At 38.5% G+C, this 24,683-nt stretch carries 23 protein-coding genes; 16 read left to right on the top strand and 7 right to left on the bottom strand.

Annotation, left to right across the window (positions count from 1 at the left end; translation table 11 throughout):
- The first annotated feature begins 123 nt into the window (after positions 1 to 123).
- The 12 genes from FZF08_RS08225 to FZF08_RS08170 all read left to right on the top strand — a co-directional run bounded on the left by FZF08_RS08225 (position 124) and on the right by FZF08_RS08170 (position 10,026).
- A complete protein-coding gene (locus tag FZF08_RS08225; protein WP_159468159.1) occupies positions 124 to 1,893 on the top strand; it encodes an ABC transporter ATP-binding protein in 1,770 nt (589 codons plus the stop codon).
- Between the two features lie 198 nt (positions 1,894 to 2,091).
- A complete protein-coding gene (locus FZF08_RS08220; RefSeq protein ID WP_159468158.1) occupies positions 2,092 to 2,454 on the top strand; it encodes a helix-turn-helix transcriptional regulator in 363 nt (120 codons plus the stop codon).
- Between the two features lie 67 nt (positions 2,455 to 2,521).
- Positions 2,522 to 2,707, top strand: coding sequence for a hypothetical protein (locus tag FZF08_RS08215; RefSeq protein WP_159468157.1), 186 nt, complete (start codon positions 2,522 to 2,524; stop codon positions 2,705 to 2,707).
- 60 nt (positions 2,708 to 2,767) lie between these two features.
- A complete protein-coding gene (locus tag FZF08_RS08210) occupies positions 2,768 to 3,070 on the top strand; it encodes a hypothetical protein (protein WP_159468156.1) in 303 nt (100 codons plus the stop codon).
- A 136-nt stretch (positions 3,071 to 3,206) separates the two neighbouring features.
- Complete coding sequence (locus tag FZF08_RS08205) at positions 3,207 to 4,688, top strand: DUF5687 family protein (RefSeq protein ID WP_159468155.1); 1,482 nt, start codon at positions 3,207 to 3,209, stop codon at positions 4,686 to 4,688.
- A gap of 15 nt (positions 4,689 to 4,703) precedes the next feature.
- Positions 4,704 to 5,438: an ABC transporter ATP-binding protein gene (locus tag FZF08_RS08200; protein ID WP_159468154.1), complete on the top strand. Its 735-nt coding sequence runs from the start codon at positions 4,704 to 4,706 to the stop codon at positions 5,436 to 5,438.
- 28 nt (positions 5,439 to 5,466) lie between these two features.
- The gene (locus FZF08_RS08195; protein WP_159468153.1) at positions 5,467 to 6,093 is read left to right on the top strand and encodes a hypothetical protein; all 627 of its coding nucleotides are present in this window, start codon (positions 5,467 to 5,469) and stop codon (positions 6,091 to 6,093) included.
- 18 nt (positions 6,094 to 6,111) lie between these two features.
- On the top strand, positions 6,112 to 6,633 hold the full coding sequence (locus tag FZF08_RS08190) for a peroxiredoxin (RefSeq protein ID WP_159468152.1): 522 nt from the start codon (positions 6,112 to 6,114) through the stop codon (positions 6,631 to 6,633).
- 44 nt (positions 6,634 to 6,677) lie between these two features.
- Positions 6,678 to 8,903 carry a peptidase domain-containing ABC transporter gene (locus tag FZF08_RS08185; protein ID WP_159468151.1) on the top strand — a complete coding sequence of 742 codons (2,226 nt, stop codon included), beginning with the start codon at positions 6,678 to 6,680 and terminating at the stop codon, positions 8,901 to 8,903.
- A 189-nt stretch (positions 8,904 to 9,092) separates the two neighbouring features.
- Positions 9,093 to 9,317, top strand: a complete 225-nt coding sequence (locus FZF08_RS08180) for a hypothetical protein (protein ID WP_159468150.1) — start codon at positions 9,093 to 9,095, stop codon at positions 9,315 to 9,317.
- A 133-nt stretch (positions 9,318 to 9,450) separates the two neighbouring features.
- On the top strand, positions 9,451 to 9,672 hold the full coding sequence (locus tag FZF08_RS08175) for a hypothetical protein (protein ID WP_159468149.1): 222 nt from the start codon (positions 9,451 to 9,453) through the stop codon (positions 9,670 to 9,672).
- 123 nt (positions 9,673 to 9,795) lie between these two features.
- Positions 9,796 to 10,026: a hypothetical protein gene (locus FZF08_RS08170; protein WP_159468148.1), complete on the top strand. Its 231-nt coding sequence runs from the start codon at positions 9,796 to 9,798 to the stop codon at positions 10,024 to 10,026.
- A gap of 71 nt (positions 10,027 to 10,097) precedes the next feature.
- On the opposite strand, the gene FZF08_RS08165 is transcribed toward FZF08_RS08170, so the two are convergent.
- The 3 genes from FZF08_RS08165 to FZF08_RS08155 form a co-directional block, all read right to left on the bottom strand.
- Complete coding sequence (locus FZF08_RS08165; protein ID WP_229216457.1) at positions 10,098 to 12,620, bottom strand: penicillin-binding protein 1A; 2,523 nt, start codon at positions 12,618 to 12,620, stop codon at positions 10,098 to 10,100.
- A 121-nt stretch (positions 12,621 to 12,741) separates the two neighbouring features.
- Positions 12,742 to 13,137, bottom strand: a complete 396-nt coding sequence (gene msrB / locus FZF08_RS08160; RefSeq protein WP_159468146.1) for a peptide-methionine (R)-S-oxide reductase MsrB — start codon at positions 13,135 to 13,137, stop codon at positions 12,742 to 12,744.
- A gap of 82 nt (positions 13,138 to 13,219) precedes the next feature.
- Positions 13,220 to 14,767, bottom strand: a complete 1,548-nt coding sequence (locus FZF08_RS08155; RefSeq protein ID WP_159468145.1) for a DUF5723 family protein — start codon at positions 14,765 to 14,767, stop codon at positions 13,220 to 13,222.
- A gap of 354 nt (positions 14,768 to 15,121) precedes the next feature.
- Between FZF08_RS08155 and FZF08_RS08150 the strand changes: the two genes are divergently transcribed.
- Together FZF08_RS08150 and FZF08_RS08145 are read left to right on the top strand one after the other, a co-directional pair.
- Entirely contained in the window at positions 15,122 to 16,552 is a 1,431-nt protein-coding gene (locus FZF08_RS08150) for a circularly permuted type 2 ATP-grasp protein (RefSeq protein WP_159468144.1), read from the top strand.
- A 148-nt stretch (positions 16,553 to 16,700) separates the two neighbouring features.
- Positions 16,701 to 17,432 carry an esterase family protein gene (locus tag FZF08_RS08145; RefSeq protein WP_159468143.1) on the top strand — a complete coding sequence of 244 codons (732 nt, stop codon included), beginning with the start codon at positions 16,701 to 16,703 and terminating at the stop codon, positions 17,430 to 17,432.
- 99 nt (positions 17,433 to 17,531) lie between these two features.
- Here FZF08_RS08145 and pheS read toward each other — a convergent pair whose 3' ends face one another.
- A complete protein-coding gene (gene pheS, locus FZF08_RS08140) occupies positions 17,532 to 18,572 on the bottom strand; it encodes a phenylalanine--tRNA ligase subunit alpha (RefSeq protein WP_159468142.1) in 1,041 nt (346 codons plus the stop codon).
- A gap of 396 nt (positions 18,573 to 18,968) precedes the next feature.
- Between pheS and FZF08_RS08135 the strand changes: the two genes are divergently transcribed.
- Positions 18,969 to 19,367: a LytTR family DNA-binding domain-containing protein gene (locus tag FZF08_RS08135; protein WP_229216456.1), complete on the top strand. Its 399-nt coding sequence runs from the start codon at positions 18,969 to 18,971 to the stop codon at positions 19,365 to 19,367.
- 198 nt (positions 19,368 to 19,565) lie between these two features.
- Here FZF08_RS08135 and FZF08_RS08130 read toward each other — a convergent pair whose 3' ends face one another.
- Positions 19,566 to 20,279, bottom strand: a complete 714-nt coding sequence (locus FZF08_RS08130; protein WP_159468141.1) for a porin family protein — start codon at positions 20,277 to 20,279, stop codon at positions 19,566 to 19,568.
- A gap of 167 nt (positions 20,280 to 20,446) precedes the next feature.
- Here FZF08_RS08130 and radA point away from each other — a divergent pair, with 167 nt between their 5' ends.
- On the top strand, positions 20,447 to 21,820 hold the full coding sequence (gene radA / locus FZF08_RS08125) for a DNA repair protein RadA (protein ID WP_159468140.1): 1,374 nt from the start codon (positions 20,447 to 20,449) through the stop codon (positions 21,818 to 21,820).
- 747 nt (positions 21,821 to 22,567) lie between these two features.
- Here radA and FZF08_RS08120 read toward each other — a convergent pair.
- Positions 22,568 to 23,713 (bottom strand): hypothetical protein, encoded by a 1,146-nt coding sequence (locus FZF08_RS08120; RefSeq protein WP_159468139.1) that lies wholly within the window; start codon positions 23,711 to 23,713, stop codon positions 22,568 to 22,570.
- 41 nt (positions 23,714 to 23,754) lie between these two features.
- The gene (locus FZF08_RS08115) at positions 23,755 to 24,669 is read right to left on the bottom strand and encodes a DUF58 domain-containing protein (RefSeq protein WP_159468138.1); all 915 of its coding nucleotides are present in this window, start codon (positions 24,667 to 24,669) and stop codon (positions 23,755 to 23,757) included.
- Positions 24,670 to 24,683: the final 14 nt, after the last annotated feature.

Raw genomic sequence — 24,683 nt, 5'->3', positions numbered from 1 at the left:
AGGTAAGAAAGTTAGACAAAAAAATGAAATCTTCGTTTCTTTGGTGACGAATTTTACTTTTTCATTGTTGAGCATAAGATATAGGATAGTGAACAAGAAATAAAAACCAACAACCACCAGTCTGTGAATCAGGAAACCAAAAGCGGCCAGATATTTGATCTGCCAACTCTTAAACGTTTATACACATTCGTTAGGCCATACCAAAAGCAGTTTTATTTGCTGATCGCGATCATTATGGTCAACGCGGTATTAGCTCCTTTGACGCCTCTTTTGATAAAATATACGATTGACAAACCGATTGCGGAAGGAAATTATAATCAGCTGGCGCTTATGCTGGGGATAATGGTCCTTGTGTTAATCGTACAGGGATTTGTTCAATTCTGGAACACGTACATGTCGGGATGGTTGGGACAATACATTATTCGTGATATCCGTGTGCAGCTGTATGAAAAAATCATTGGACTTCGATTGAAGTTTTTTGACAATACACCGATTGGTCGATTAGTAACGCGTACAATCTCTGACGTAGAAACGCTTTCTAACGTATTCAGTGACGGTATGGCAGCAATAGCAGGAGATATTTTACAACTGACGTTGATTATTGCTGTGATGTTCTATACCGACTGGAAATTGTCGGTCATCAGTCTTTCCATGATTCCGTTAATGCTTTTTTGCACCTATGTTTTCAAGGAAAAAATAAAAGATGCTTTTAACGAGGTACGTGCTGCGGTTTCTAATTTGAATTCTTTTGTTCAGGAACATATTACGGGTATGAGCATCGTCCAGATTTTCAGCAGTGAAGATATTGAATATGAAAAATTTCAGGAAATAAATAAGGTTCACCGGGATGCTAATATCAAGTCAATCCTCTATTATTCAATCTATTATCCCGTTGCGGATGTGATTTCTGCTGCTGGTACCGGGCTTGTAGTCTGGTATGGATCGAAGCAGATTTTGAATGCAGAAGTTACTTTTGGTACCGTGACAGCATTTGTCATGTTCATCAACCTGTTTTTCCGTCCGATCCGCCAATTGGCCGATCGTTTCAATACTTTGCAAATGGGAATTGTAAGCACGGACAGGATTTTAAAATTGCTTGATAGTGATGAATATACCTCAAATGAAGGCACCTATGTTCCTGAAGTTATCAAAGGTGAAGTTGAGTTTAAAGATGTCTGGTTTGCTTATAATGACGAAGATTACGTGCTGAAAAATATCAATTTCAAAGTACATGAAGGAGAAACGATTGCTTTTGTGGGAGCTACTGGCGCGGGTAAATCGTCCATAATCAACTTGTTAAGCCGTTTTTATGATATTAACAAAGGACAGATTTTTGTTGATGGCGTGGAAGTACATGAATATGAGCTGAATGCTTTACGGAAAAATATCGGTGTTGTTTTGCAGGATGTTTTTCTTTTCTCTGATACCATAGAAAACAATATCCGTTTAGGAGATTCTACAATTACGCACGAAAAGATCGTAGAGGCTGCGAAACTTGTCGGCGTTCACGATTTTATTGAAAGACTTCCGGGGGGTTATACCTATAACGTAATGGAACGCGGGGCAACTTTATCCGTTGGTCAGCGCCAGTTGATTTCTTTTGTACGTGCGATGGTTCATAATCCTAAAATAATTGTCCTGGATGAAGCCACGTCTTCCGTAGATAGTGAAACCGAGGAGCTAATCCAGAAAGCGATCGAGAAACTGATGGTTGGCCGCACAGCCATTGTTATTGCCCACAGACTGTCGACAATTCAGGAAGCGGACAAAATTATCGTGGTGGATAAAGGTGAAATCATGGAAGAAGGTACACACGAGCAATTGCTTGAAAAAGAGGCATTTTACGCGAATTTGTATCGGATGCAGTATAAAGAGGTTTTGAAGATTGGATAGAAATTCTTTTTTGATATGTATATATCAGCAGACCAACTTATTCTCCTTGTAGAATAAGTTGGTTTTTTGTTTCCAAACTATTTTAATCAAAGTTTGAATAAAGTTTGCACGATCGGATTTTGTGTGTAAAATTGCTTCTAAATATCAACGTTGTGAAGTGCTATGGATAATTTGTGTATCTAAAACTTTACATCAACCATGGAAAAAGTATTACCCCGATCCCTGTCGGTTAACCCGACTATCCATTTTCTTTCAAAAAAAGAGCGGGAAGTGCTCGTGTTTGTCGCCATGGGAATGACATCGAAAGAGATTTCCATTAAACTGGACGTACTTCCCAAAAGTATTGACAATTACAAAAACCGGATTACTAAAAAACTCGGTGTAAACGGATATGGCGCACTAGGCCATTTTGCTTCCCAGAACAAGGCTCAACTTCTTGAATTGAGTATTTTTCTCTTTCCACAGCCAGAAACCGATATTTTAAAAATCAGGAACCTGCCGTTGACAGAAATGGAAAACATTTCGGGCGTCAGTAAATGTGTCGTGAAATACCGTTTCTGATAGCGGATATCATATTGCAATTCTGTTTTTGTACATCAAACAAATCTTCAATCTCTTTGTGATAACCATGAAAAAGTTGCCAAAAGACAAAATGACTAAAATAAAAGGTGGTGCCTGCAAAGGTGCTTTCATGCAATTGGGAAGGGCCTTTATATTAACCGGAATGTTTCCTGGATGGATTGCACAGGTCTTTTTTGTGCCTTTTAATTTCTGTCATTTCAGGTCTGAAAAAGAAATTTCACCTCAATTTTAGAGGTGAAATTTCTTTTGTTTTTCAAGAAAAATTTGTAATATATTTGTTTCGTCATGACAGATGTTACGTAGCACAGGCGGAAACCCAAACCGCGTGGGAAGTGATTTGGGGCGAGTTTCTATCATTAACATTATTGAAATGAAAAAGCTAGATATTTCTCAAATGGAAAGTGTATTTGGAAGCAAAGATCCAACTGTTGGTTGCGCCTTGATGGGTGTAGCAGCTATGTGGGCCTCTATTGGACTGGGTCCGGGTGCGCTTGGCGTTGGTACTCTAACTTATGCCGGGTGCCTAATTCTGGAAAGTGGATATACAGTTGTAAATGGCGTCCGCGTTCAAAAATTACAGAGGGGCGATTTTTAGTCTTATAATTTAGATAGCCTTAACACTTGAAATATAGTGTTAAGGCTTCTTGAAAGAAAATTATGAAAACTGCATTTCTTGTTGTTATCATCATTATTGTTGCCGGGATATCTAAGAATTACAAACGAGATAGATTGTGACTAATTACGTAGTAAAATTTTGTTTGATCATTTTTCTTGAAACAATTGGTTTCTGGCGGCAAAGATATTCGCTCCTCGGGAAGATTTTCTTTATCCTAGAAGTTATTTATAAACTTTATTTCTGCATCTTAATCGTTTTTTTTGGTCAATCGCTGGATGCAATTTTTGATTTTGTTTTTCCCAAAGCCAATTCCCTTGATTTAATAAATAGGTACTTTTTTGATTATTTATTTCTAGACTTTACCGTCAGAGTGTTTTTTCAAGGGACGAATTTTCAGAATGTCTCCGGATATTTGATTCTTCCTATTCAAAAAGGTGTTATTTTAACCTATGTATTGATAAATCAAATCGTAAGTTTATTAAACTTCTTCTCATTAGTTTTATTTACCTCAATATCAATTTACTTCATCATACCCAGGGATGGTGTGTTTACTGGAATTTTATGGATATTAGGAAGCTGGGCATTGATTCTGACTAATGACTTAGTTTTGAGACAAATTAAAGAAGACTTGTCTCTCAAATTGATAAAGACTGTTCTGGTTTTTATTGGGATTTTGTTAATCATTAAAAATATCACGTCTTGGATTCCCTATGAGCCGCAATTTGTATTCTACCCATATTTCAGTGCACTTTGTTTTTTAACTTACTGTCTTTTATTTTACTACTATATTCCGTTTATAAGGCAGCGATTGTACGGGGAATATTCTCCGAGTTCTGCTAAAGAAGGTTTTATTGCATCAGATTCTTTGAATATACTAAGTCGGTTTGGCTTAGTAGGAGAGTTGTTAATTCTAGAATGGAGGTTAACTACTCGTAACAGACGTCCCAAAGACCTGATGGCAATATCAGTCGTATTGATCATATATTTAATGTTTATTGCGTTCAAAGTTTCTATTAAAGCATCCTCGGAATCTTATTTATTATACATGTTTAGTATATCTATTTTTTCCTGTTTATCAATTATGGTAAATTATGGTCAATTTATATACGGTTGGGAGGGGAGCTATTTTGATTCCATACTCACTAACAAAATACCTTTCAAGGAATATATTAGAGCAAAAAGAATATGGCTTTCTGCATGTTGTTTAATAGGTTTTTTGATTACACTCCCTTTTGCTTTTTTTAGTCCGGAATTATTAAAATATCTTATTCCAAGCTTTTTTATTGGTCTTGGGATTACTTTACCACTTATGATATTTTTTGCTAATTATAATAGAAAGTCAATTGATGTAAGCAAGGGAATAATGTTCAATTATGAAGGAATAAATACTTTTCAATACCTTAACATGGCAGTTAACTTCGTTTTGCTAGGTATTGTATTGTTGCCTTTTTGGCATTATGACTCTACGATTTTTGGGATTTGGATTTTAGGCGGAATTGGTATGATAAGCTCATTCTTTGGGGCCAGGTGGGATAGGTTTCAGGAAAGATTGTTTTATAAATACAAATATGAGCTTACACAGAGTTTAAGAAAATGAATTTATCGCGTTGCTATGAAAGTTATAGAAATAAGCAATCTTTTAAAATTCTATTCTGGGAAAAAGGTTCTTGATCTTCCAAACCTTAGTTTGAATCAAGGCAGTTTTGTCGCCCTAACCGGAAATAATGGGGCGGGGAAGACAACCCTTTTTCGTTCAATTTTGGATTTGATTTTACCAGATGAGGGACAGGTAAAAATCAATGGACAAAATGTACGTGATGATGATACATGGAAAGAAAATGTTGCTGCATACCTGGATGAAAGTTTCCTTATAGGTTATTTAAGAGTGGAGGAATATTTTCATTTTATTGGCGGATTGAAAATGCTTTCAAGGATGGAAATTGATGAAAGAATAAACGGTTTTTCCATTTTTTTTAACAACGAAATTTTGGGTCAGAAAAAGTATATTCGAGACTTTTCAAAGGGGAATAAAATGAAAATAGGAATTGTGTCATGCTTATTACAAGAACCAAGTATTTTAATTTTGGATGAACCCTATTCACATTTGGATCCAAGTTCAAGAATTATGCTTAACGCAATTCTCAAATACTACAATAAAAATTTTAACACAACAATATTTTTATCCAGTCACGATATAACCCATGTAATGGAAATTTCACAAAGAATATTACTTATGGAGAGTGGGGGCATAATCAGGGAGATGGAAAATTCTGAGGAGAGCTTATTGCTATTAAGGTCTTATTTTAATGGTGAAGGGTCTATCAATGATACCTACAATCAGTTTTAATCAACAATAAAAAAAGGAATGATAAGTTATGGGATATAAATTTTCGGTCCTTCTGGTCTTTGTTGTATTAATTTCAATGATGACAAGTAAAATGCTTATTTCTGATCAGCTTTATTTTAATACCTTGGCTGGTACTTTGGGACGGTCACAAATTGAAGCGATATTGTCCCAAAATCGAAAATGGGAATGGACGTGGTATGCATTCATTCCTATAATTTACTTTGCAAAGTGTTCACTAATTGCACTCTGTCTTAGTTTAAGTATATTTTACGCTACTGAGAATGAATTTGAATTTAAAAAAATGTTTCAAACCGCAGTAAAAGCAGAATTTGTTTTTTTAATTCCACCTGTGGTTAAGCTAGTGTGGTTTAGGTTCTTTCAACATACCTACACTTTACAAGATCTTCAATATTTTTATCCCTTGTCGGCTTTGAACATGTTTGATCCCAAGTCTCTCGAACCCTGGCTAATATACCCACTACAAGTCCTCAATATTTTTGAAGTCATCTATTGGATTGTGCTGGCTTATTTACTTACAAAGGAGTTGCCTGAGCTGGATATGAATCGCTCCATGACGGTCGTAATGGCCAGCTATGGTACCGGCCTTGTGATCTGGGTGGCGTTTGTCATGTTCCTGACTTTAACATACACTTAATTTTGACTGGTATTCGAAATGAAAATTTTACTACGGACGTTTGGTATCGTTATCATCATTTCCCTTTTAGGTTTTCTGAGTTACGGAATTTATAAAAAGAAAGAGGAGAAATTGGATGTAAAGAAAAGGATGGAGTCTCTGCCTGCTTTTTCATTTAATTCATTGAAAGGTGAAAATGTAACCCGCAATGATATTACGGGTTCGCCGCTTTGGCTTATTTTCTTTCATTCCGATTGTGAATACTGCCAGATGCAAGCTGAAAATATTGGTAAAACCATAAATGCAAATGCCTTGCAGGTCTGGATGGTATCACCCGAGCCTGTCGATTCCTTATTTGCTTTTTCAAAAAAATACAAGTTGAACGGCTTATCACATGTCAAACTTTTAAACGATAAACATGATGCAGGTTATCACACTTTTGGTGTTACTTCTTCTCCGTCTTCTTTTCTATATAGTTCCGGTGGGACTTTAATCAAAAGTTATAAAGGCGTTGTAAAAATGGAGACAGTTTTGAAAGATCTTAAAACAGCTTCCTTTTAACTATTCCGACTTATTTTTCTGAATTTATTTAATCACTTTTTGCTATGCTTAATCAACAGGCTGTCAGGAAAACTTGTGTCCGCCAACAGGATTCTTCGGATTGCGGAGTCGCTTGTCTGCGGTCTGTTTTGCATTATTACGGAGGTGATATTTCACTTGAAAGATTGCGTGAGATAAGTGGTACGAGTATTCAGGGGACAACGTTATTGGGACTCTATGAAGCAGCCAATCAGGTTGGTTTTGATGCAGAAGGCTGTGAAGCAGATCTCCCGGCACTTGTTGAACATGGCGAACCTACCATTTTGCATGTTATTATGGAAGGTGATCTGGAACATTATGTACTTTGGTATGGTGTGATGAATGCGGGTTCGAAAAGTGAGCATCCAGTGAACCAGGATGGTTTTCGAAAACATATTATCGGAGATCCGGCAAGGGGGATAGTAGAATTAACGGATCAGGAACTGTTGGGAATCTGGCAATCGGGAAAATGTCTAACGTTAAAACCGAATAACCAGTTTATCAAATCAAATGACCAGTCCGGAAAAAAGCGGGCATGGTTTATAAATCTTATCCGGGAAGACATCAGTTTGTTAATGACGGCTTCCGGTTTGGGTTTGTTGATGGCAATTCTCGGCATGGTGATGGCAGTTTTTTCTCAGAAACTAATCGATGATATCCTGCCATCTAAAAATATGACAAAACTAATTACCGGCATATCCCTGGTTGCGTTTTTGCTTTTCGTGAGAATTGGACTGGAAATGCTGCGCACCTATATACTACTACGTCAGTCAAAGGATTTTAGTAATCGCATCATTTCTAAGTTTTATGAGAACCTGCTTAATTTGCCAAAAGCCTTTTTTGACAAGCGGAAAACAGGGGATATCGTCGCACGGATGAACGATACCTCCCGCATTCAGCGTGTGGTCAGTGAACTGGCCGGTCAGGTATTGATCGATATTTTGGTTGTTACGGTTTCCATCGGCTTTCTTTTCTTTTATTCTTGGCAGATAAGTCTGGCATTAATCGTTTGTTTGCCTGCTTATTTCCTCTTGATTTTTAGATTTCACAAGCCAATTAGTGCCAATCAAAGGCAGGTAATGCAGCGGTACGCATTGAGCGAAAGTAATTTTATCAGCAGTATTTCCGGAATAAGGCCAATCAAGGCGTTCAATCGCCAGACTGTTTTTGGAGAATTGAACAGGTCAATTTATGGTACTTATCAGGATGGGATCTGGGGGTTGGGAATTATTCAGCTTCGTTTAAATCTTTATGCTTCCATATCCGGTGTGATAATTCTTATGGGGATCCTTGCCGCGTCGTGTTATATGGTTTTGCATGGCCAGCTTAAAACGGGAGAATTGATGGCCATTATTGGTATGAGCTCCTCCCTTTTGCCTTCGGTAGCAGGACTGGCGCTCCTTGCGATTCCGTTGAATGAGGCCAAAATTGCTTTCGAGAGGATGTATGAATTTGCAGGTTTACCATCTGAAAATTCATCAAATGGAGAAAAAACTGATTCTTTTTCTTTTCAAAATTTACAGCTGAAAAATATCACATTCAGATTTCCAGGAAGAAGGGCCATATTAAATGAATTTTCTCTTGAATTGAAAAAGGGAGAAATCCTGGGGCTTATTGGTGAAAGCGGATGCGGGAAAAGTACGCTTTTACAACTGATTGAGCGATTTTATAAGCCGGAGTCTGGCCAGATTCTAATCAATGATGATACTAATCTAGAATCCATATCTCTGGAGGGCTGGCGAAAGAATGTAGCGTGTGTGCCTCAGGATGTTCATATTTTCAATGGAACGGTGTTAGACAATGTAATTCTAGGGCTAAAACCGGATCGCGAAAACCTGGAAACATTTTTCAGTCATGAACCTTATCTGACTTTCCTGAATACTTTACCGCAAGGATTGATGACATTGGTTGGAGAAGAAGGATTGAATTTATCTGGAGGGCAAAAGCAATGGATTGGCATTATGCGTGCCTTATTTCAAAAGCCAGGACTGTTGCTTTTGGACGAAGCTACGTCTGCGATGGATGCACAAAGCGAACAAAAGGTCTTGAATTTATTAAGTTGTCTCAATACTAATATGGCCATTCTTCACGTATCACATCGTTTGCATACACTGGCTAATTTTTGTGATCGTATTTATATTTTGGATGAGGGTAAGTTAGTGAATTCCGGTTCGCATGAAATATTACTTGAAACAGATAACATGTATAGCCGGTTTTGGAAACATTTGGAACCGGAGTTCTTAGTTAAGTAATCCATTTATTTGCTTTCAAATATTACGGAATTTAAGGTTTATCTTATTTGAAATCAGTAGTTTAATCGAATATTGCATAAATGATATTATTTGTATTCTTTTTATTACTATTGTTAGGCAGTCGATGATATCATGGTCAATCGCCCTGAAATATATTTCCATAACATACGTATTAAAATTGAACAGCATATGGAACTCAAAGATCCCCACGCCAGAGTATTCGTGTTCTCTGCTTTTTTGATTTTAGAAATTGTAATACTTGTCCTCATCTTGCGAAAGAATATTGACTATACCTCTTTCGATGCCTGGATTTCAAGTTTACTGCTCCCGACCGTGCTGTTTACAATCAGCTTTTCAAAGGAATTATGGAAAGCATATCGGGAGATCAAAAAGACAGGAGATGAAAATAGCTGATTCATAAGGAACTGTTTGTTATGAACACACGCCAAAATGAAAAACTTTATTTTTTTAGATTTGGTTAAGAATCGGTTGCGTATTTCTCCAAAATATCAACTCCTTAACGTTACGCATTAAAATTGAATAGCATATGGAAATTAAAGATCCTCACACTCGACTTTTTGTTTTTTCTGCTCTCGTGATTGCGGAAATAGTGCTCCTTTACTTTATTCTCCAACGGAATATTGACTTCACATCATTTGATAATTGGTTGTCAAGCTTACTTTTACCCACTATTCTATTCTTAATAAATTTTGCCAAGCAATGGTGGGTCGCTTATAAAGAGGTTAAAAGAGCAGGAGCTAAAAAATGACTAATAAACAACGATTCCTACAAAATATGGCCTTTTTATGAAATCATATCTATTCAATGTATGTCCATAACTCGGCCATTATTTCAAAAATTATATCTCAGTCTTACTCAAAAAAATCATCAAATGACGGAGCTCAAAAACCCTCAATCCAGAATGTTACTTTACTCAGTTTTATCAATTGTATCTATCATTATTGTGATAAATGCATTGAGAAAGAACATCGATTTTTCCTCCTTCGGTGATTGGCTGGATAGTCAATTATTATTCGGTATCTTAACGATTATTGGTTTTCCTATTCAAGCGTGGAGAGCCTATAAAGAAACCAAAAAGATAAAGAAAGAAGAAGCAGAGTGAAAATTGACTGGAATTTCAACCAAAAAGCGAGGCGCAAAAATCAATTTGCGCCTCGCTTTTTGGTTGAAATATTAATTTTTCCTCCCCGTATCAACCGTACTCGGTATCGGCGGTGGTCCAATTAAAAAGTCGTCATCTGGGGTTCCCGTTCCGGTACTATCTCCACCGACATTCAACGTATCACTTCGGCTGGATTGGAAATAGTTTGGACAATTATATTCCTTATCAATTTTGAAACTCGGTTTTGGGAATGGTCCGGGTTCGATTCCTATGGATTTATCTTTATAAATTTTTTCAAGGAAACTTCCGACAATTGGCAAGGCGGTTTTCGCACCTTCTCCCAGATTCGTTGTCCGGAAGTGGATACTGCGATCGTCGCCTCCAACCCATGCACCGATCACAAGATCACGTGTGATACACATAAACCAGCCATCGGAATTATTGGAAGTTGTCCCGGTTTTTCCACCGATTTCATTGTTATTTTTTGTCACATCAAATTTCCAGCGAATACTGCCGGACGTTCCGCCTGCTTCTTCAACCCCGCCGCGCAACATATTGACCATCAAAAACGCAGATTCAGGACTGATGGCCTGGCGCGGTTCAGGAGCAAATTCCTGAACAATTTTCCCGTTTTGATCTTCAATTTTGGTTACCAGAATTGGCTCCGTGTATTGCCCGTTGTTGACAAAAACGCTGTAAGCCGCAACCATGTCATATAAAGTCACGTCAAATGGCCCAAGTCCGATGGAAGGTACCGCTTTCAATGGGGTAGTGATTCCCATCTTTTTGGCATAACGCACAACATTGTCCGCTCCCACATCATCCGTTAACTGAGCCGTAACCGAATTAATTGATTGGGCAAGTGCACGGCGTAAGGTCATGTTGGAATAAGTAAAATAACCGTTAGCATTTTTCGGCTTCCATTCTTTTTCCTCGCCATCTTCCATGTATGTTTTTACAAAGGGCTTATCCTCAATCTCATCACAAGGCGACATATTATAAGTCGAATCGTCGATAGCCGTTGTGTATACAAAAGGCTTGAAAGTAGATCCTGGCTGGCGTCTTCCCTGTTTTACGTGGTCATATTTGAAATAATTATAATCCAGACCACCAACCCAGGCTTTGATATTTCCATTATGCGGATCCATCGCCATCATCCCTGCGCGCAGGATATGTTTGTAATAATCCAGAGAGTCCATCGAACTCCAGTATTTTTTTATTTCCCCGCTGGTTTTCCAGTCGTACACCATCATGCTGTCTTTTTTATTAAGATACCATGAAACACTATCTGGCTGGTTTGGGAATTTTGACGCCAGTGATTTATAACGGCTTGTACGTTTTACAACAGAATTTAGAAAATCAGGAATTTCTTTGCCATCTTCATCGATCCACGGATTTTGTTTTCCCCAGTGATCTTCAAAAACGCGTTGCAACTGTTTCATTTTCTGGGTCATTGCCTCCTCCGCTTTTTCCTGCATACGGGAATCAATGGTCGTGTAGATTTTTAATCCGTCTGTATAAAGATCGTAGCCATTTTCGTCACCCCATTTTTTTACAAAATCAACAACTGCATTTTTGAAATAATTTGCATTTCCGTCGTAAGGAGTTTCAAATTTCGTTTTCAGTTCAATGGGTAAGGCACTGATAGAGTCTGCTTGTTTAGCTGTTAAATAGCCATATTTCTGCATCTGACCGATTACGACATTACGTCGTTCCATCGATCTTTTGATATTCCGAACCGGATTATAAGTCGTAGTTGCTTTTTGTAGACCCACCAGAACTGCTGCTTCCTGGACATTCAGACTGTCAGGAGATTTGCTGAAATAGGATTTTGCTGCGGTATTGATACCATATGCATTATTTCCAAAATCGACCGTATTGAAATACATCGTCAATATTTCCTGTTTCGTAAAATTTCTTTCCAGCTTAATAGCCGTAATCCATTCTTTGGTTTTATATATCAGCGTGCTCACTCCCGGAACATAACCCAAAAGTCCGCGTGCATCTCTCTTTCTGGTTTTGAAAAGTTTTTTTGCAAGCTGCTGCGTAACAGTACTCCCGCCACCACGATCTGTTTCTCCTTTTGCTATACCAAAAGCAACACCAGCCATAGCACGGTAATCAATGCCGGAATGTTCGTAAAAACGAATATCCTCCGTAGCAATTAATGCCTTAACAAGATTTGGAGAAATTTGATCGTAGGAAACCGGCGTTCTGTTTTCAGTATAAAACTTACCGATCATGACGCCGTCAGAAGTATAGATCTCGGAGGATTGGGAAACTTTCGGATTTTGAAGATCTTCTACACTTGGCATGCTTCCCATTAAGTACAGGAAGTTGGTTTCAATACAAAAAATGTAGAAGAAAAATCCTATAAATCCATATAGAAATAATTTCCATGTAAAAACGATCGGCCGGTAAAAAGCAGAGTTTTTATCAAGATTTTTTGCCCACCACGCATGATAAGCTTCCCGTTTTTGATGTGCGGAAAGGAAGAATGCTTCTGCCTTTGCTTTACCGACAAAGAATGCAGAAATGCGGAATACTATACTTTTAATTATTGTTCGAAGCTGTGTTCCAATGAATTGAAACATTGCTTTCATATTCTTGTAGAAGGTCTTGATAACTCCCATCAAACGTTAAGTTTCATAAAGGTGTCAAAGATAACAAAAGCCGGACACATCTCTGTATGTCCGGCTTTACGAGTGGCTAGCACTATGATTTTTTAACGAATTTAAGCGCCACACCATTCATGCAATAGCGCAATCCTGTTGGTTTTGGCCCATCATTGAAAACGTGTCCCAAATGGCCGCCGCAAGTTCTGCAAACTACTTCTGTTCGCGTCATTCCGTGGCTGCGGTCCACGATTTCTTCAACACTTTGTTCGCCAATTGGTGTAAAGAAACTTGGCCATCCTGAACCTGATTCATATTTGGTTTCGGAACTGAAAAGCGGCGTATCACAAGCTGCACAAATATAAGTTCCCTCTTCTTTATTATCGTTCAGTGGACTGGTGAAAGGTCTTTCTGTACCTTTTTCACGCAAAACAAAACATTGCTGTCCTGTAAGTTCTTTTGACCATTCCTCTTCTGATTTTATTACCTCTCTCATCGATTTTTTCGGTTTAAGTTTTAAGCATTTGTCATTTCAAACGGAAAGACTGTGCAATGACCCTTTACTACTATAAGAACAATCAGCGCTTATGGAAAATTCGCCTGATCCAGGAATCTTCGGCTGGCCAGCATTTATTTGCTGATTCAGGAGGTCTTCTGAATAATCCGGCAGAAACTCCGAAATATAGATTAAAAGCTTTTGGATTTCCAACATTTAATAATCCAAGTACATGATCCGTCCCAATCCATACAGGACCTGCCCGACCGGCCAATCCAATAGTTGGAGAGCTATATCGGTTCATGATTGATATGGGAACAGAAACTTCATACCACTTATGTTCATATCTTGGTGTAACAGAAAGCATCGATTCACTTTTCATTCCAAATGCACTTTGTGGTATCAAATTCTGTACCCAAAGTGCATTGACGTACACATTTGGTTTAACATTATAATCCCCGCTCACCTGAAATGCCATGGGAAGTATCGTTGAAAAGTGTGCGGCTTGCGACCCTGATACTCCGAAAGCACTATTTACTGCGTCAAAAGCACCTTCGGAACCTTTCAATTTTTGGAAATCATCATAGCGCAGAATTTTATTAGAGGTAGAAACTTCCTGCTGCAACAAATATGTAGGATTTCGCCAGCGTACTCTGCCGATATCCGTTATGGAAGCAGAAATACGATACAGGTATTTATTTTTACTGTTATCTTTTTTTCGTTCGCCTTTCTCGGTATAAGAATATTTATGGATGTCAGGCCGGTATTCATAAACAGCACCAAGATCAAAGCCCCAACCACTTCCTGCCGGCGCATTTCCTAAAAGCCAGGAAAGACTTGGTTTGAAATTTTGAAAAGCTTCATCACGTGTTATACCATATTTAATATTAACCTGATCAGCAACAATTAACTGTCTTCTGTTTTGCCAGGCCGGATCCGGCTGTATTGAGTATGATGAATTTTTAATTTCGACGTTTGCGTTGTATAATCCTATAATCCGTTTTATAGTTACACCAACTTTAAGATAATCGGTTTCATTATCGATCACGGCACCGCCAACTGTCATGGCTAATTCACCTAATCCATTAACGTTTAACCGCCCTGATTGATTTTCAAAATGCTCATTTTGCAGATCTATTTCCCGTGTAGTCTTACTAAGTAAGCGCGCTAATGGTTCGGTAATATTAGAGCCGTTGATATATACCCGTGCACGCGCGGCAAGTCCCACACCAATTCTATTTTTGAAAAGGCCAAACATGATCGATGGAAGGCGCATATCCACGCCGGCATTTATCCATTTGTCACGGCCATTTAATCTTTCTTTGAGATATGCCCGGGGAAATAAAACTGCGCCTTTTTCATTCCGGTATTTGTCGCCAACGCTATTTGTGATCAGACTGAGAAAAGAATACGGAGCGTTGTAACGAACCCCGCTGTTTGCAGTATACAAACCGGCTCCTACAAAATTGACATAAACACTGTAACGGCTATCGGCAACAAAAGCTGGATTGTGATACAAGGCCTGGGTTCCGGAATAATTTCCCATGGCTATGCCCTGCATAAACTGAGACCAGCCCGTAGTAGATAATCCCAATAAAATTCCTGCAACAAGTAGACTTTTCTTAAACATGTGTGTAAAACGGTAAACCTTCGGATTCATTATTCCCGCTACAAATAAAACAGGAACCTGACTGACATGCAAAGTTTGTTTAGTTAAGGGAATAATAATTGATCAGATCAGGAGAAGGACGCCGTTTTTTATGAATATATTGCAAATTACCAGATTTTACGCAGATTTTAAATTCCGCAATTATTTCTTTAAGCCATTAACAGCGAAAGTTTTGGTTGTGTTTAAAATTTGTTTTTAGCTTTCCGGGAATAATTTTTAGCTATCTTGTAATGAGTATATGTTTTGCAAATTGAAACATATACCATATATTGTTCTGTTAATAATAGAAGTATACTTATTCAAATTTTGTATTGTATGAATTTTTCATTCTCTGATTATCAATGCGAGGAGTTCTTTGACGAGATGTTTACGCCTGATGGCCAGATTCGTCCGGGCTATGAGCATCTTAAAAATAAATTTGAAAATTTGACCAATGAAGATCTCACAAACAGACAGTTAGCCACTGAACGTGCGTTGCTATCAATGGGTATTACTTTCAATGTTTATTCCGAAGGCGAGGGAACAGAACGGATTATGCCGATTGATATCATTCCAAGGGTGTTGCCAAATGCGGAATGGGAATGGCTTGAAAAAGGTCTGAAACAACGCATTAAAGCGTTAAATATGTTCATACATGACGTTTATAATGAACAGAATATTTTAAACGACGGTGTTGTCCCGCGTGATCTGATTGAATCCAGTAAATGTTTTTTAAAACCTTGTTTAGGCCTTAATCCTCCGAAGGGAATATGGTGCCACATTACCGGAACCGATTTAATTAAAGGTGACGACGGTACTTTTATGGTTTTGGAGGATAATTTACGCTGTCCTTCCGGCGTTTCTTACATGATTGAAAACAGGGAATTGTCAAAACAGATTTTCCCTGATGTGCTGGCCCGTACTGGTGTTCGACCGGTTTCGGATTACCCGACAAGATTGTTGCAAATGCTTCAGCATCTTGCCGACCGTCCTAATCCGACAGTTGCAGTTCTTACACCTGGAATTTATAATTCTGCTTATTTTGAACATTCTTATCTTGCCCAGCAAATGGGTGTGGAGTTGGTTGATGCGCGTGACCTTGTCGTTTCAGATGGCTATGTGAAAATGCGTACGACAAGCGGTCTTCAGATTGTTGATGTTATTTATCGTCGTATCGATGATACTTTCCTGGATCCGGAAGCATTCAATCTGGATTCTCTGATTGGTATTCCAGGTATTTTTGAAGTTTATAAAAAGGGCCGCGTGGCTTTGGCAAATGCGCCGGGAACGGGTGTGGCTGATGATAAAGTGGTGTACGCGTACGTACCGCGTATCATTGAATATTATTTGAAGGAAGAAGCGATTATTCCAAATGTAAAAACATACATCTGCCGTGAACCGGAAGATTTTGAATATGTACTTGCCAATATACATGAGCTGGTAGTTAAAGAAGCAAATGAAGCAGGTGGTTACGGGATGATGATCGGGCCGAAGGCTACGGAAGAAGAACACGAAATATTTAGACAAAAAATACGTGATAACCCGCGTAATTATGTCGCGCAGCCTACCATTTCTCTTTCGCGGGTTCCGTGTATGGTCGATGGACATGCTGAAGGCCGTCATGTTGATCTTCGTCCTTATATCTTATATGGTGATGAAATCAGTGTAATTCCAGGTGGACTTACACGTGTTGCTTTAAGAAAAGGATCTCTGGTTGTAAATTCATCTCAAGGTGGTGGAGGAAAAGATACCTGGGTACTTTATTAAGTTGTAATTGATCAGGTTTTTAGTAAACAGTTTAAAAAAACGTATACAAATTGCAGATTTCAGGCACTGGCATTAAATTTTTAGTGTTAGCGATATACGTGAACTGTTTACTAAAAACAACATCAACTACTCTTAAATTGAAAAAGAAATGCAACGTGAAGTAACTGGATGGTATAGTCCGTCGCTTAATAAACAAATGGATATTGCCGTTTACGGTCACTATGGTATCGCTTTGTTACTAATCCCGACGGCGGCGTCTGATTACCTTGAATATGAACAAAATGGCTTGATAGAAAGCATAGCTCCCTATATCAACTCAGGAAAAGTAAAGGTTTACTGCATTAGCAGCATTAATGGTGAAAGCTGGCTTAATCCATACATGCATGGATATGACAAAGCGGTTCGTCATCAACACTTCAATGATTATGTAATAAAGGAAGTTGTACCTTTTATTAAAGAAAATTCCAGTCCCAAAAATGAGATTATAACCGTAGGCGCATCACTTGGTGCATTTCATGCTGCCAACTTGTTTTTCAGATATCCTGATTTTATCAACGGAGTTATCGGGATGAGCGGATGTTATGATTTGAGTGTTTATACGGATGGTTATTATGATGATAACGTATATTTCAATTCACCCATTCAATATCTTTCTCAGTTAAAGGCAGAATGGCAGTTATCACTTTACCGTGAAAGTCGTCATATTCATTTTATTACGGGTTCAGGAGCTTTTGAAGTACCGGAATATTCCAGGCAGATTTCCTCGATTTTGACTTCAAAGAATGTTCCTCATGAACTTGATATCTGGGGAGAAGATATTCCACACGAATGGTGGGCCTGGAAAAGAATGCTTCCTTATTATTTAGAAACAAGATTTTGAAATTTTCGAGTTGAAAACGTTAGTAATTAACGTTCAAACTCGAAAATTTCATTGTTTTTGAAAAAGTAATCTAAATTACTTTTTCAAAATGTATATCGATCAGGCTCCTTCAAACTGCCTTAAAAATCTCACATCATTTTCAGTGAAAAGCCTTAAATCACTGATTCCGTAACGCAACATAGTAATACGTTCAATCCCCATTCCAAATGCAAAACCGGTAAATTCTTCACTATCGATTCCAGCATTTGTCAATACATTAGGATCAACCATTCCTGATCCGGCGATTTCTACCCAGCCTGTATGTTTGCAAATATTACAGCCTTTTCCTTTACAGATAAAACAGGAAACATCTATTTCCGCGCTTGGTTCGGTGAACGGAAAATAAGATGGACGTAATCGGATTCTTGAATCTTTATCAAACATTTCTTTGGCAAAATGATAAAGCGTATCCTTCAAATCCCTGAAACTTACATTTCTGTCAACATACAAACCTTCAACCTGATGAAATACACAATGTGCACGCGCAGAAATTGCTTCGTTACGAAAAACACGTCCGGGCATAATAGAGCGGATCGGCGGTTTTTGTCTTTCCATCAAACGGATCTGAACGTTCGAAGTATGGGTTCTTAACAAAACGTCATCCTTTACCGCTTCTTCACTTTTTGAGATAAAAAAAGTATCCTGCATTTCACGGGCCGGATGATTATCTGCGAAATTTAATGCTCCGAAATTATACCAATCACTTTCAATTTCCGGACCGTAAGAGACATTAAATCCCATACGTTCAAAAATTTCAATGATCCGGCGACGAACAATTGTCAGCGGATGAATACTACCCTGCAAATTGGGCGCTACCGGTAAAGTTAAATCAATCTGATTTCCTTCATTAACATCAGCCGAATTTTCAAGAATAGTACTAAATTCCTGAAACCGTGACTGTGCCAGGTTTTTCAGGGTATTTAACTCTTGTCCAACAGCACGGCGGTCTTCCTGAGGAATATTTTTAAGGCCGTCAAACAATTCTGTTACAGCACCTTTTTTACTTATGTATTTTAGACGAAATGCTTCCAGTTGTTCTTTGTTTTCAACCAGACTGCCTTCTATTTCTTGAAGTAATTCTTTTACTCGGTCAGTAATCATACATTTTATTGGTTGGAAGGAATCTTGGTGATCCGATAAAATCTGCATTAGTCAACGGCCACATTCCTGTATTTTTTTTATTTACGCCTGTATTTTGTATATCAATGTCTGGCTTAAAACTCTTGCAAAGATAGATAAAGTTAGATGCCTTGAAATGACATTTTTAACTACTTCATCATTTAGCAAAAAAAGAGCCCGTTTTTGACGATTTGGGCACTAGGTAAAATTACGTGTTTTACTAAGGGCAGTTACGTCATTTTACTTTTCAAAAATTTTTAAAAATCTGAATATCAGTTTATTAGGTTGAAATACCTATTTCCGGGTACTTTTCTTAGAGCATAGGAACAGCTAAATTTGATCTGTCAAACAACGTAACCGCAGCCAACCCCAAGCACTATGAAAAATTTAGGAGACTTTACCCATCAAACACTGTCAGACAATCCCTTTACTGACCGCGCCGTTCACATTTCTGTTCAATCCATGGGCAGAACTATATTTCTTACGCCAGATGTAATCACCTTTCTGGAAGGAGAAGGAAATTATACTTTCATATATACAAATGCAGGCAAAAGGTATTTAGTTTCAAAAACTTTGAAATCGCTTGCGGAGTTACTGGACAGCAATTTTATACGGGTACACAAATCGTATCTGGTTAATGCAAATTACGTTGTGGAACGCATGGAAGATGATCGTATGCTTCGTATGTCTTGCGGCAAAGAAGTGATCGTATCACGTAGAAAAATCAAAGAAATTACAGGCATTCTGGATCATAACAACATGCGGATCAGCGCTTAAAATCTGTTTGCCTATAAAAAATATTTACTTTTAAAATTAGTGGGTTATTCATATAGACAGCAGCTATCGCCAGATCGATGGCTGCATGTTTTTTTACAGGCCGCCAGCATTCAGCTTTCAAAAGTAAAAAGAAAGAAATTCCTGAAAATTTTGATTGTCTGAGTTTGGGCTAATCGCCAAACGCTAATAACTAACAGCTTAAAATAGCTTAATTCCCAAAGTTACCTGCCAGGAGGTAATCTTTTGACGTACCGTAGCACTATTGCCGTCAATTGGTTTATTATTTAATTTGAAAGTTGCAAGATCAGTGAAAGTGCCTTCCTTACGAACATCCAGGCTGAAACTTCCTAAATCAAGGCCTGCACCAAACTGGTAGCCAACAACAGCATTGGACAATGCACCATCCCGGTTTGAAGAGTATTGCTTGAAAGCATCACTAAGTTTTTGATTATCACCAACACGAAAAGAAAACAGCGGTCCAGCCAGAACACGGATCGGGCCACCTTTTAATCCGATAAGTATGGGAACGTCAATGTTGCTGTATTTGATTTTTACAGTTTGCGCAGTCGTCGAGCCATCAGGTATTATTTGAAAAGATCCGCCTTTTGTAGAAACCAAAACTTCGGGTTGTACAAAAATGGTTTTACCAAATCTCATCCATACACCACCTACCATACCCGTTTTGGTATCCAGACTTTCTTTTAAATTATCCCGGACATCGGAGCCGTCAAATTTTTTGTATGCATTCCCATTGTCATCATAGCGGGTTGAAAAAACATTGCCCATTGTTAATTTGGACAAGTTAACACCACCTTTAATACCAAATGCGAAACCTTTTGTCTGAGCCTGCGCAGAAATTAGCGTTGTCAGGAATAAAAGCGTCACATAAATTGTTGTCTTAAATACGTTCATACGGAAAATTGTTGATGACTAAAACCGATTGATAACGTCAGGAAATAAAAAACGATACGCAGACTTGCTGTTTTTTGATTTAACGGAAAAAAGGTTTGCATATTTGGGTAAATTTTCATGCCAGTATTTTAACACTTTATACAACATCAATTTAAGGAAAATATAATATGGCCAAAGCCAGAACAGCATATTTTTGTCAGGAGTGCGGATATAATTCACCCAAGTGGGTAGGTCGGTGTCCTTCGTGCGGAGAATGGAATACGATGGTGCAGGAAGTGATCGAAAAGGAAGATAAAAAGACAGCAGTTACCTGGAAATCGGTAAATCTGGCCAGTAAACCAAAAGCAATAGCCGAAATTGAATATGCCAATGAGCCAAGAATTGTAACTAGTGATGGGGAATTAAACCGCGTTTTGGGTGGAGGAATTGTACAAGGTTCACTGGTATTGATAGGCGGGGAGCCGGGAATTGGAAAGTCGACGCTGATGTTGCAAATTGCCCTGACACTTTCAAATAAAAAAGTTCTTTACGTTTCGGGAGAGGAATCTGACCAGCAGATAAAAATGCGCGCTGAGAGAATGGCTTCCAAAAGTGATAATTGTTTTATCCTGACAGAGACACAAACGGCTAATATTTTTCGTCAAATTGAAGAATTTCAGCCTCAAATTCTGATTATTGACTCCATTCAAACCATGCATTCTGCCTATATCGAATCGGGTGCAGGAAGTGTTTCGCAGGTTCGGGAATGTACGGCTGAGTTTATGAAATATGCCAAAGAAACAGGTGTGCCCGTGTTTTTGATCGGGCATATTACAAAAGACGGATCACTCGCAGGACCAAAAGTTTTGGAGCATATGGTGGATACCGTTTTGCAATTTGAAGGTGACCGCCACACGACATACAGGATTTTGAGAACTCAGAAAAACCGTTTTGGGAGCACATCAGAACTAGGTATTTATGAAATGCATAGTGCCGGATTAAGACAGGTCAGTAATCCATCGGAAATATTAATTTCTCAGAGAGATGAACCGATCAGCGGGATTTCTATTGGTTCTATGATGGAAGGAAATCGTCCTCTTTTGATTGAAATTCAGTCGCTTGTAAGTGTTGCAACCTACGGAACTCCGCAACGAAGCGGGACAGGTTTTGACGCGAAACGTTTGCAAATGCTTCTGGCTGTTCTGGAAAAACGCGGAGGATTCAGGCTTGGTGTACAGGATGTATTTTTAAATGTTGCCGGCGGTTTGCGTGTAGAAGACCCCGCGATAGATCTTTCTGTGGTGGCTTCAATTGTTTCTTCATACGAAGATGCGTTCATTCCACCTTCAGTTTGTTTCGCCGCAGAAGTTGGGTTGGGAGGAGAAGTTAGAGCCGTAAATCGTATTGAAAGCAGAATTTCTGAGGCTGAAAAGTTAGGTTTTAAAAAGATTTACATTTCAAAATACAATGGAAAAGGGCTTGATTTCAAGGATGCGAAAATTGAAGTGGTGACGGTGGCGCATCTTGATCAGCTTTTTATGGAGTTGTTTTTGAATAAATAAATTGAATTTTATCAATTTTATTCCAGCCTTCATCGCTCCTTCGTAGCATCCTGTTTATAGAAATGGCGATTATAGCTTCGCCTCACAACTCCATCGGAGTTTCCTGGAAATTTCAGGAGGCTCTGATGGAGCCGGGAATTATGGCAGTTGGATACTATTCTATAAACAGGAGGCTCCGCAGGAGCCAGGAATTATGGCGTATATCATTTCTGTAAACAGGAATCTCCTTTGGAGATGTTTTTGCCAAATAGTATTACCTGGCCCAGTTCTAATCGCTCCTTTGGAGCATCCTGTTTATAGGAATGCCGTTTATAGCTGCGGGTCACAACTCCATCGGAGTTTCCTGGAAATTTCAGGAGGCTCTGATGGAGCCAGGAATTATGGCAGTTGGATACTATTCTATAAACAGGAGGCTCCGCAGGAGCCAGGAATTATGGCGTATATCATTTCTGTAAACAGGAATCTCCTTTGGAGATGTTTTTGCCAAATAGTATTACCTGGCCCAGTTCTAATCGCTCCTTTGGAGCATCCTGTTTATAGGAATGCCGTTTATAGCTGCGGGTCACAACTCCATCGGAGTTCCCTGGGAATTTCAGGAGACTCCGATGGAGCCGGGAATTTTGGGAGTTGGATACTATTCTATAAACAGGAGGCTCAGCTGGAGCCAGGAATTATGGAGTATATTATTTCTGTAAAGAAGAATCTCCTTTGGATATATAATTCGGACGTTTTAATCGCTTATCAAATTCAATACTTCGCATAATAACGCCGCAGCCGATCTGTCAACCGATCATAAATAGGCTTGCTGAATTCTACAAAAAGCTGCTGAGGATCGGGCGGTAACAATTCCTGACTTTTGCACATTTTCAACTGTGCGTTGGTTAAGGCACGTTCGTCACCATTATAACTGGCCCATTCGCAAACCCAGTTATATTCTCCGCCAAATTTCTCCTGATTGGCAAGTTTCCTGGTGTCGAATTCCATGATCCGCATATCCAGAACTCCGCTGGAATGCACTGTTTTTCTATTTTTAGTAAGACTGGCTTTTACTTTATCATAAAACTCAATCTTTTTCCGATTAACCGTTTTCTCTCCGATTTTGACACTATCCTTACTGAAAACGGTTTCCGTATTTTTTTCAATTAGCGTTTGACCAACCACAAAATCATCGAATTGAAGTGTAATTACGTGATCTGGTTTTAATTTTCCATTAGTTGCTTCTTCCGGTGTATAAAACTGGACATATTTATTAAGGCGTCGGTTTGTCTTCAGAAACTGGTTGATCTGATCTTGAAAATACGCGTTGCTTAATTGATATGCTTTTGAAGTGACAAGAACCTGTTCAACAACAACCTTAAAAGAAGCAATGTTGTAGGCCTGATCAAGTTTTTGCTGAACATTATTATAGTTTGGTAAAAGCTCATAAACACGCTCAAATTGCTCATACGCCAAACGCGCATTTTCACGACTTCCGAGTGATAGTAATTTTAGACCTTCTGAGTAATGCGTCTCAAGTGTTTTCTGTCTTGAATTTCTTTCTTCCTCATAATAACTTTTAGCAGAAACGGCCTGCATACACGTATTACATGGTTTTACAGCTTCGTATAATTTATTTAAAATTTGATAAGAAGACAGTAATTGTTCCCATCGCTGGATGTCGGGTAAGGTTTCAGCAGAAGAAATATCATCAAGATGCTGTTTTACGGCGCTTGGAAAAGCCTGTTTGAGAATTTCCAGAGAAGAACTGTGCGTTGGGGTATTTTTTAATTTATCAGCTGCGCGAAAAACGGAGTCATCATAATCTCCTCTTTTCAGGGATTTTTTGGCTGAATGACAACCACCTGCGAAAATGTAAAAAACAAGGAGAATTAAGATTGTAGATAATTTTTTCATAGAATGTTTGCTGATAGGGGTTCAGCAAATTTCTGCAAAAATTATCTCATTTTCGAATGCTTTGCTAAATAGGCCATTAAAACGGGATCAAAACCCTGGGCTATATCGGCTTCAATGAAATCAATTTTATACTGACCGCATTTTAATTTCAGCTTTTGATAAAAATCACCTACAAATTTTTGATAAGATTCCCGGACCTGGTCTGGCTGCACTTTTATTTTTTCGCCGGATTCAAGGTCTATAAATTCGTAAGGACGGTTTTCAAAGGCGAAGGACTCTTCTGTTTTTTTATCCGTTACATGAAAAAGCAGCACTTCATGTAAATTGTGTCTCAAATGCTGCAAAGCAGAAAATATCAGATCGGCATCTTCAATATTTTCGAACATATCACTGAAAATGACGACTAAGGATCGTTTGTGGATTTTTTCTGCCAGAAGATGAATAATACTGGCAACTGAAGTTTTTTGTAAGGGACGTGATTTTTGTAAAAGTCCGTTCAATTCCTGCATGATCTTATGCACATGCGAAGGAGTGGATTTTACGGCAGTCTGAATTTCAATGGCATCTGAAAAAGTACAAAGACTTACCGCATCTTTTTGTCTTTGAAGTAAATAAGTCAGGCTCGCGGCGGCCATAAGGCTAAACGTCATTTTGCCATAATTTTCTTCCGGATAATACATGGAAGAAGAAGTGTCTAGTAAAATGTGGCAGCGAAGGTTAGTTTCTTCTTCATAACGTTTTACATAAAGCCGGTCTGTTTTGGCAAAAACTTTCCAATCGATATTTCGGGTAGATTCTCCGGTATTATATAATTGATGTTCAGCAAATTCAACAGAAAAACCATGGAAGGGAGATTTATGCAGGCCGGTAATAAAACCTTCAACCAGCTGTTTAGCCAGAAATTCCAGGTTACCAAATTCTCTTACTTTTGCTAAATCCAGCTGCCTGATGTTCATAAACCTGAAAAACG

Source organism: Dyadobacter sp. 3J3, assembly GCF_009801115.1.
Classification (GTDB): domain Bacteria; phylum Bacteroidota; class Bacteroidia; order Cytophagales; family Spirosomataceae; genus Dyadobacter.
The sequence above is the reverse complement of the archived record's forward strand: the minus strand, read 5'-3'. Positions and strand labels throughout refer to the sequence as shown.

Excerpts from the sequence above, each read along its gene's own strand:
- FZF08_RS08200 (WP_159468154.1), top strand. The coding sequence starts at position 4,704 with ATGAAAGTTATAGAAATAAGCAATCTTTTAAAATTCTATTCTGGGAAA.
- msrB (WP_159468146.1), bottom strand. The coding sequence starts at position 13,137 with ATGAGAGAGGTAATAAAATCAGAAGAGGAATGGTCAAAAGAACTTACA.
- FZF08_RS08195 (WP_159468153.1), top strand. The coding sequence starts at position 5,467 with ATGGGATATAAATTTTCGGTCCTTCTGGTCTTTGTTGTATTAATTTCA.
- FZF08_RS08150 (WP_159468144.1), top strand. The coding sequence starts at position 15,122 with ATGAATTTTTCATTCTCTGATTATCAATGCGAGGAGTTCTTTGACGAG.
- FZF08_RS08130 (WP_159468141.1), bottom strand. The coding sequence starts at position 20,279 with ATGAACGTATTTAAGACAACAATTTATGTGACGCTTTTATTCCTGACA.
- FZF08_RS08120 (WP_159468139.1), bottom strand. The coding sequence starts at position 23,713 with ATGAAAAAATTATCTACAATCTTAATTCTCCTTGTTTTTTACATTTTC.
- FZF08_RS08145 (WP_159468143.1), top strand. The coding sequence starts at position 16,701 with ATGCAACGTGAAGTAACTGGATGGTATAGTCCGTCGCTTAATAAACAA.
- FZF08_RS08175 (WP_159468149.1), top strand. The coding sequence starts at position 9,451 with ATGGAAATTAAAGATCCTCACACTCGACTTTTTGTTTTTTCTGCTCTC.
- FZF08_RS08170 (WP_159468148.1), top strand. The coding sequence starts at position 9,796 with ATGACGGAGCTCAAAAACCCTCAATCCAGAATGTTACTTTACTCAGTT.
- FZF08_RS08180 (WP_159468150.1), top strand. The coding sequence starts at position 9,093 with ATGGAACTCAAAGATCCCCACGCCAGAGTATTCGTGTTCTCTGCTTTT.
- FZF08_RS08185 (WP_159468151.1), top strand. The coding sequence starts at position 6,678 with ATGCTTAATCAACAGGCTGTCAGGAAAACTTGTGTCCGCCAACAGGAT.
- FZF08_RS08155 (WP_159468145.1), bottom strand. The coding sequence starts at position 14,767 with ATGTTTAAGAAAAGTCTACTTGTTGCAGGAATTTTATTGGGATTATCT.
- pheS (WP_159468142.1), bottom strand. The coding sequence starts at position 18,572 with ATGATTACTGACCGAGTAAAAGAATTACTTCAAGAAATAGAAGGCAGT.
- FZF08_RS08165 (WP_229216457.1), bottom strand. The coding sequence starts at position 12,620 with ATGTTTCAATTCATTGGAACACAGCTTCGAACAATAATTAAAAGTATA.
- FZF08_RS08210 (WP_159468156.1), top strand. The coding sequence starts at position 2,768 with ATGTTACGTAGCACAGGCGGAAACCCAAACCGCGTGGGAAGTGATTTG.
- FZF08_RS08135 (WP_229216456.1), top strand. The coding sequence starts at position 18,969 with ATGAAAAATTTAGGAGACTTTACCCATCAAACACTGTCAGACAATCCC.
- FZF08_RS08190 (WP_159468152.1), top strand. The coding sequence starts at position 6,112 with ATGAAAATTTTACTACGGACGTTTGGTATCGTTATCATCATTTCCCTT.
- FZF08_RS08220 (WP_159468158.1), top strand. The coding sequence starts at position 2,092 with ATGGAAAAAGTATTACCCCGATCCCTGTCGGTTAACCCGACTATCCAT.
- FZF08_RS08115 (WP_159468138.1), bottom strand. The coding sequence starts at position 24,669 with ATGAACATCAGGCAGCTGGATTTAGCAAAAGTAAGAGAATTTGGTAAC.
- FZF08_RS08215 (WP_159468157.1), top strand. The coding sequence starts at position 2,522 with ATGAAAAAGTTGCCAAAAGACAAAATGACTAAAATAAAAGGTGGTGCC.
- radA (WP_159468140.1), top strand. The coding sequence starts at position 20,447 with ATGGCCAAAGCCAGAACAGCATATTTTTGTCAGGAGTGCGGATATAAT.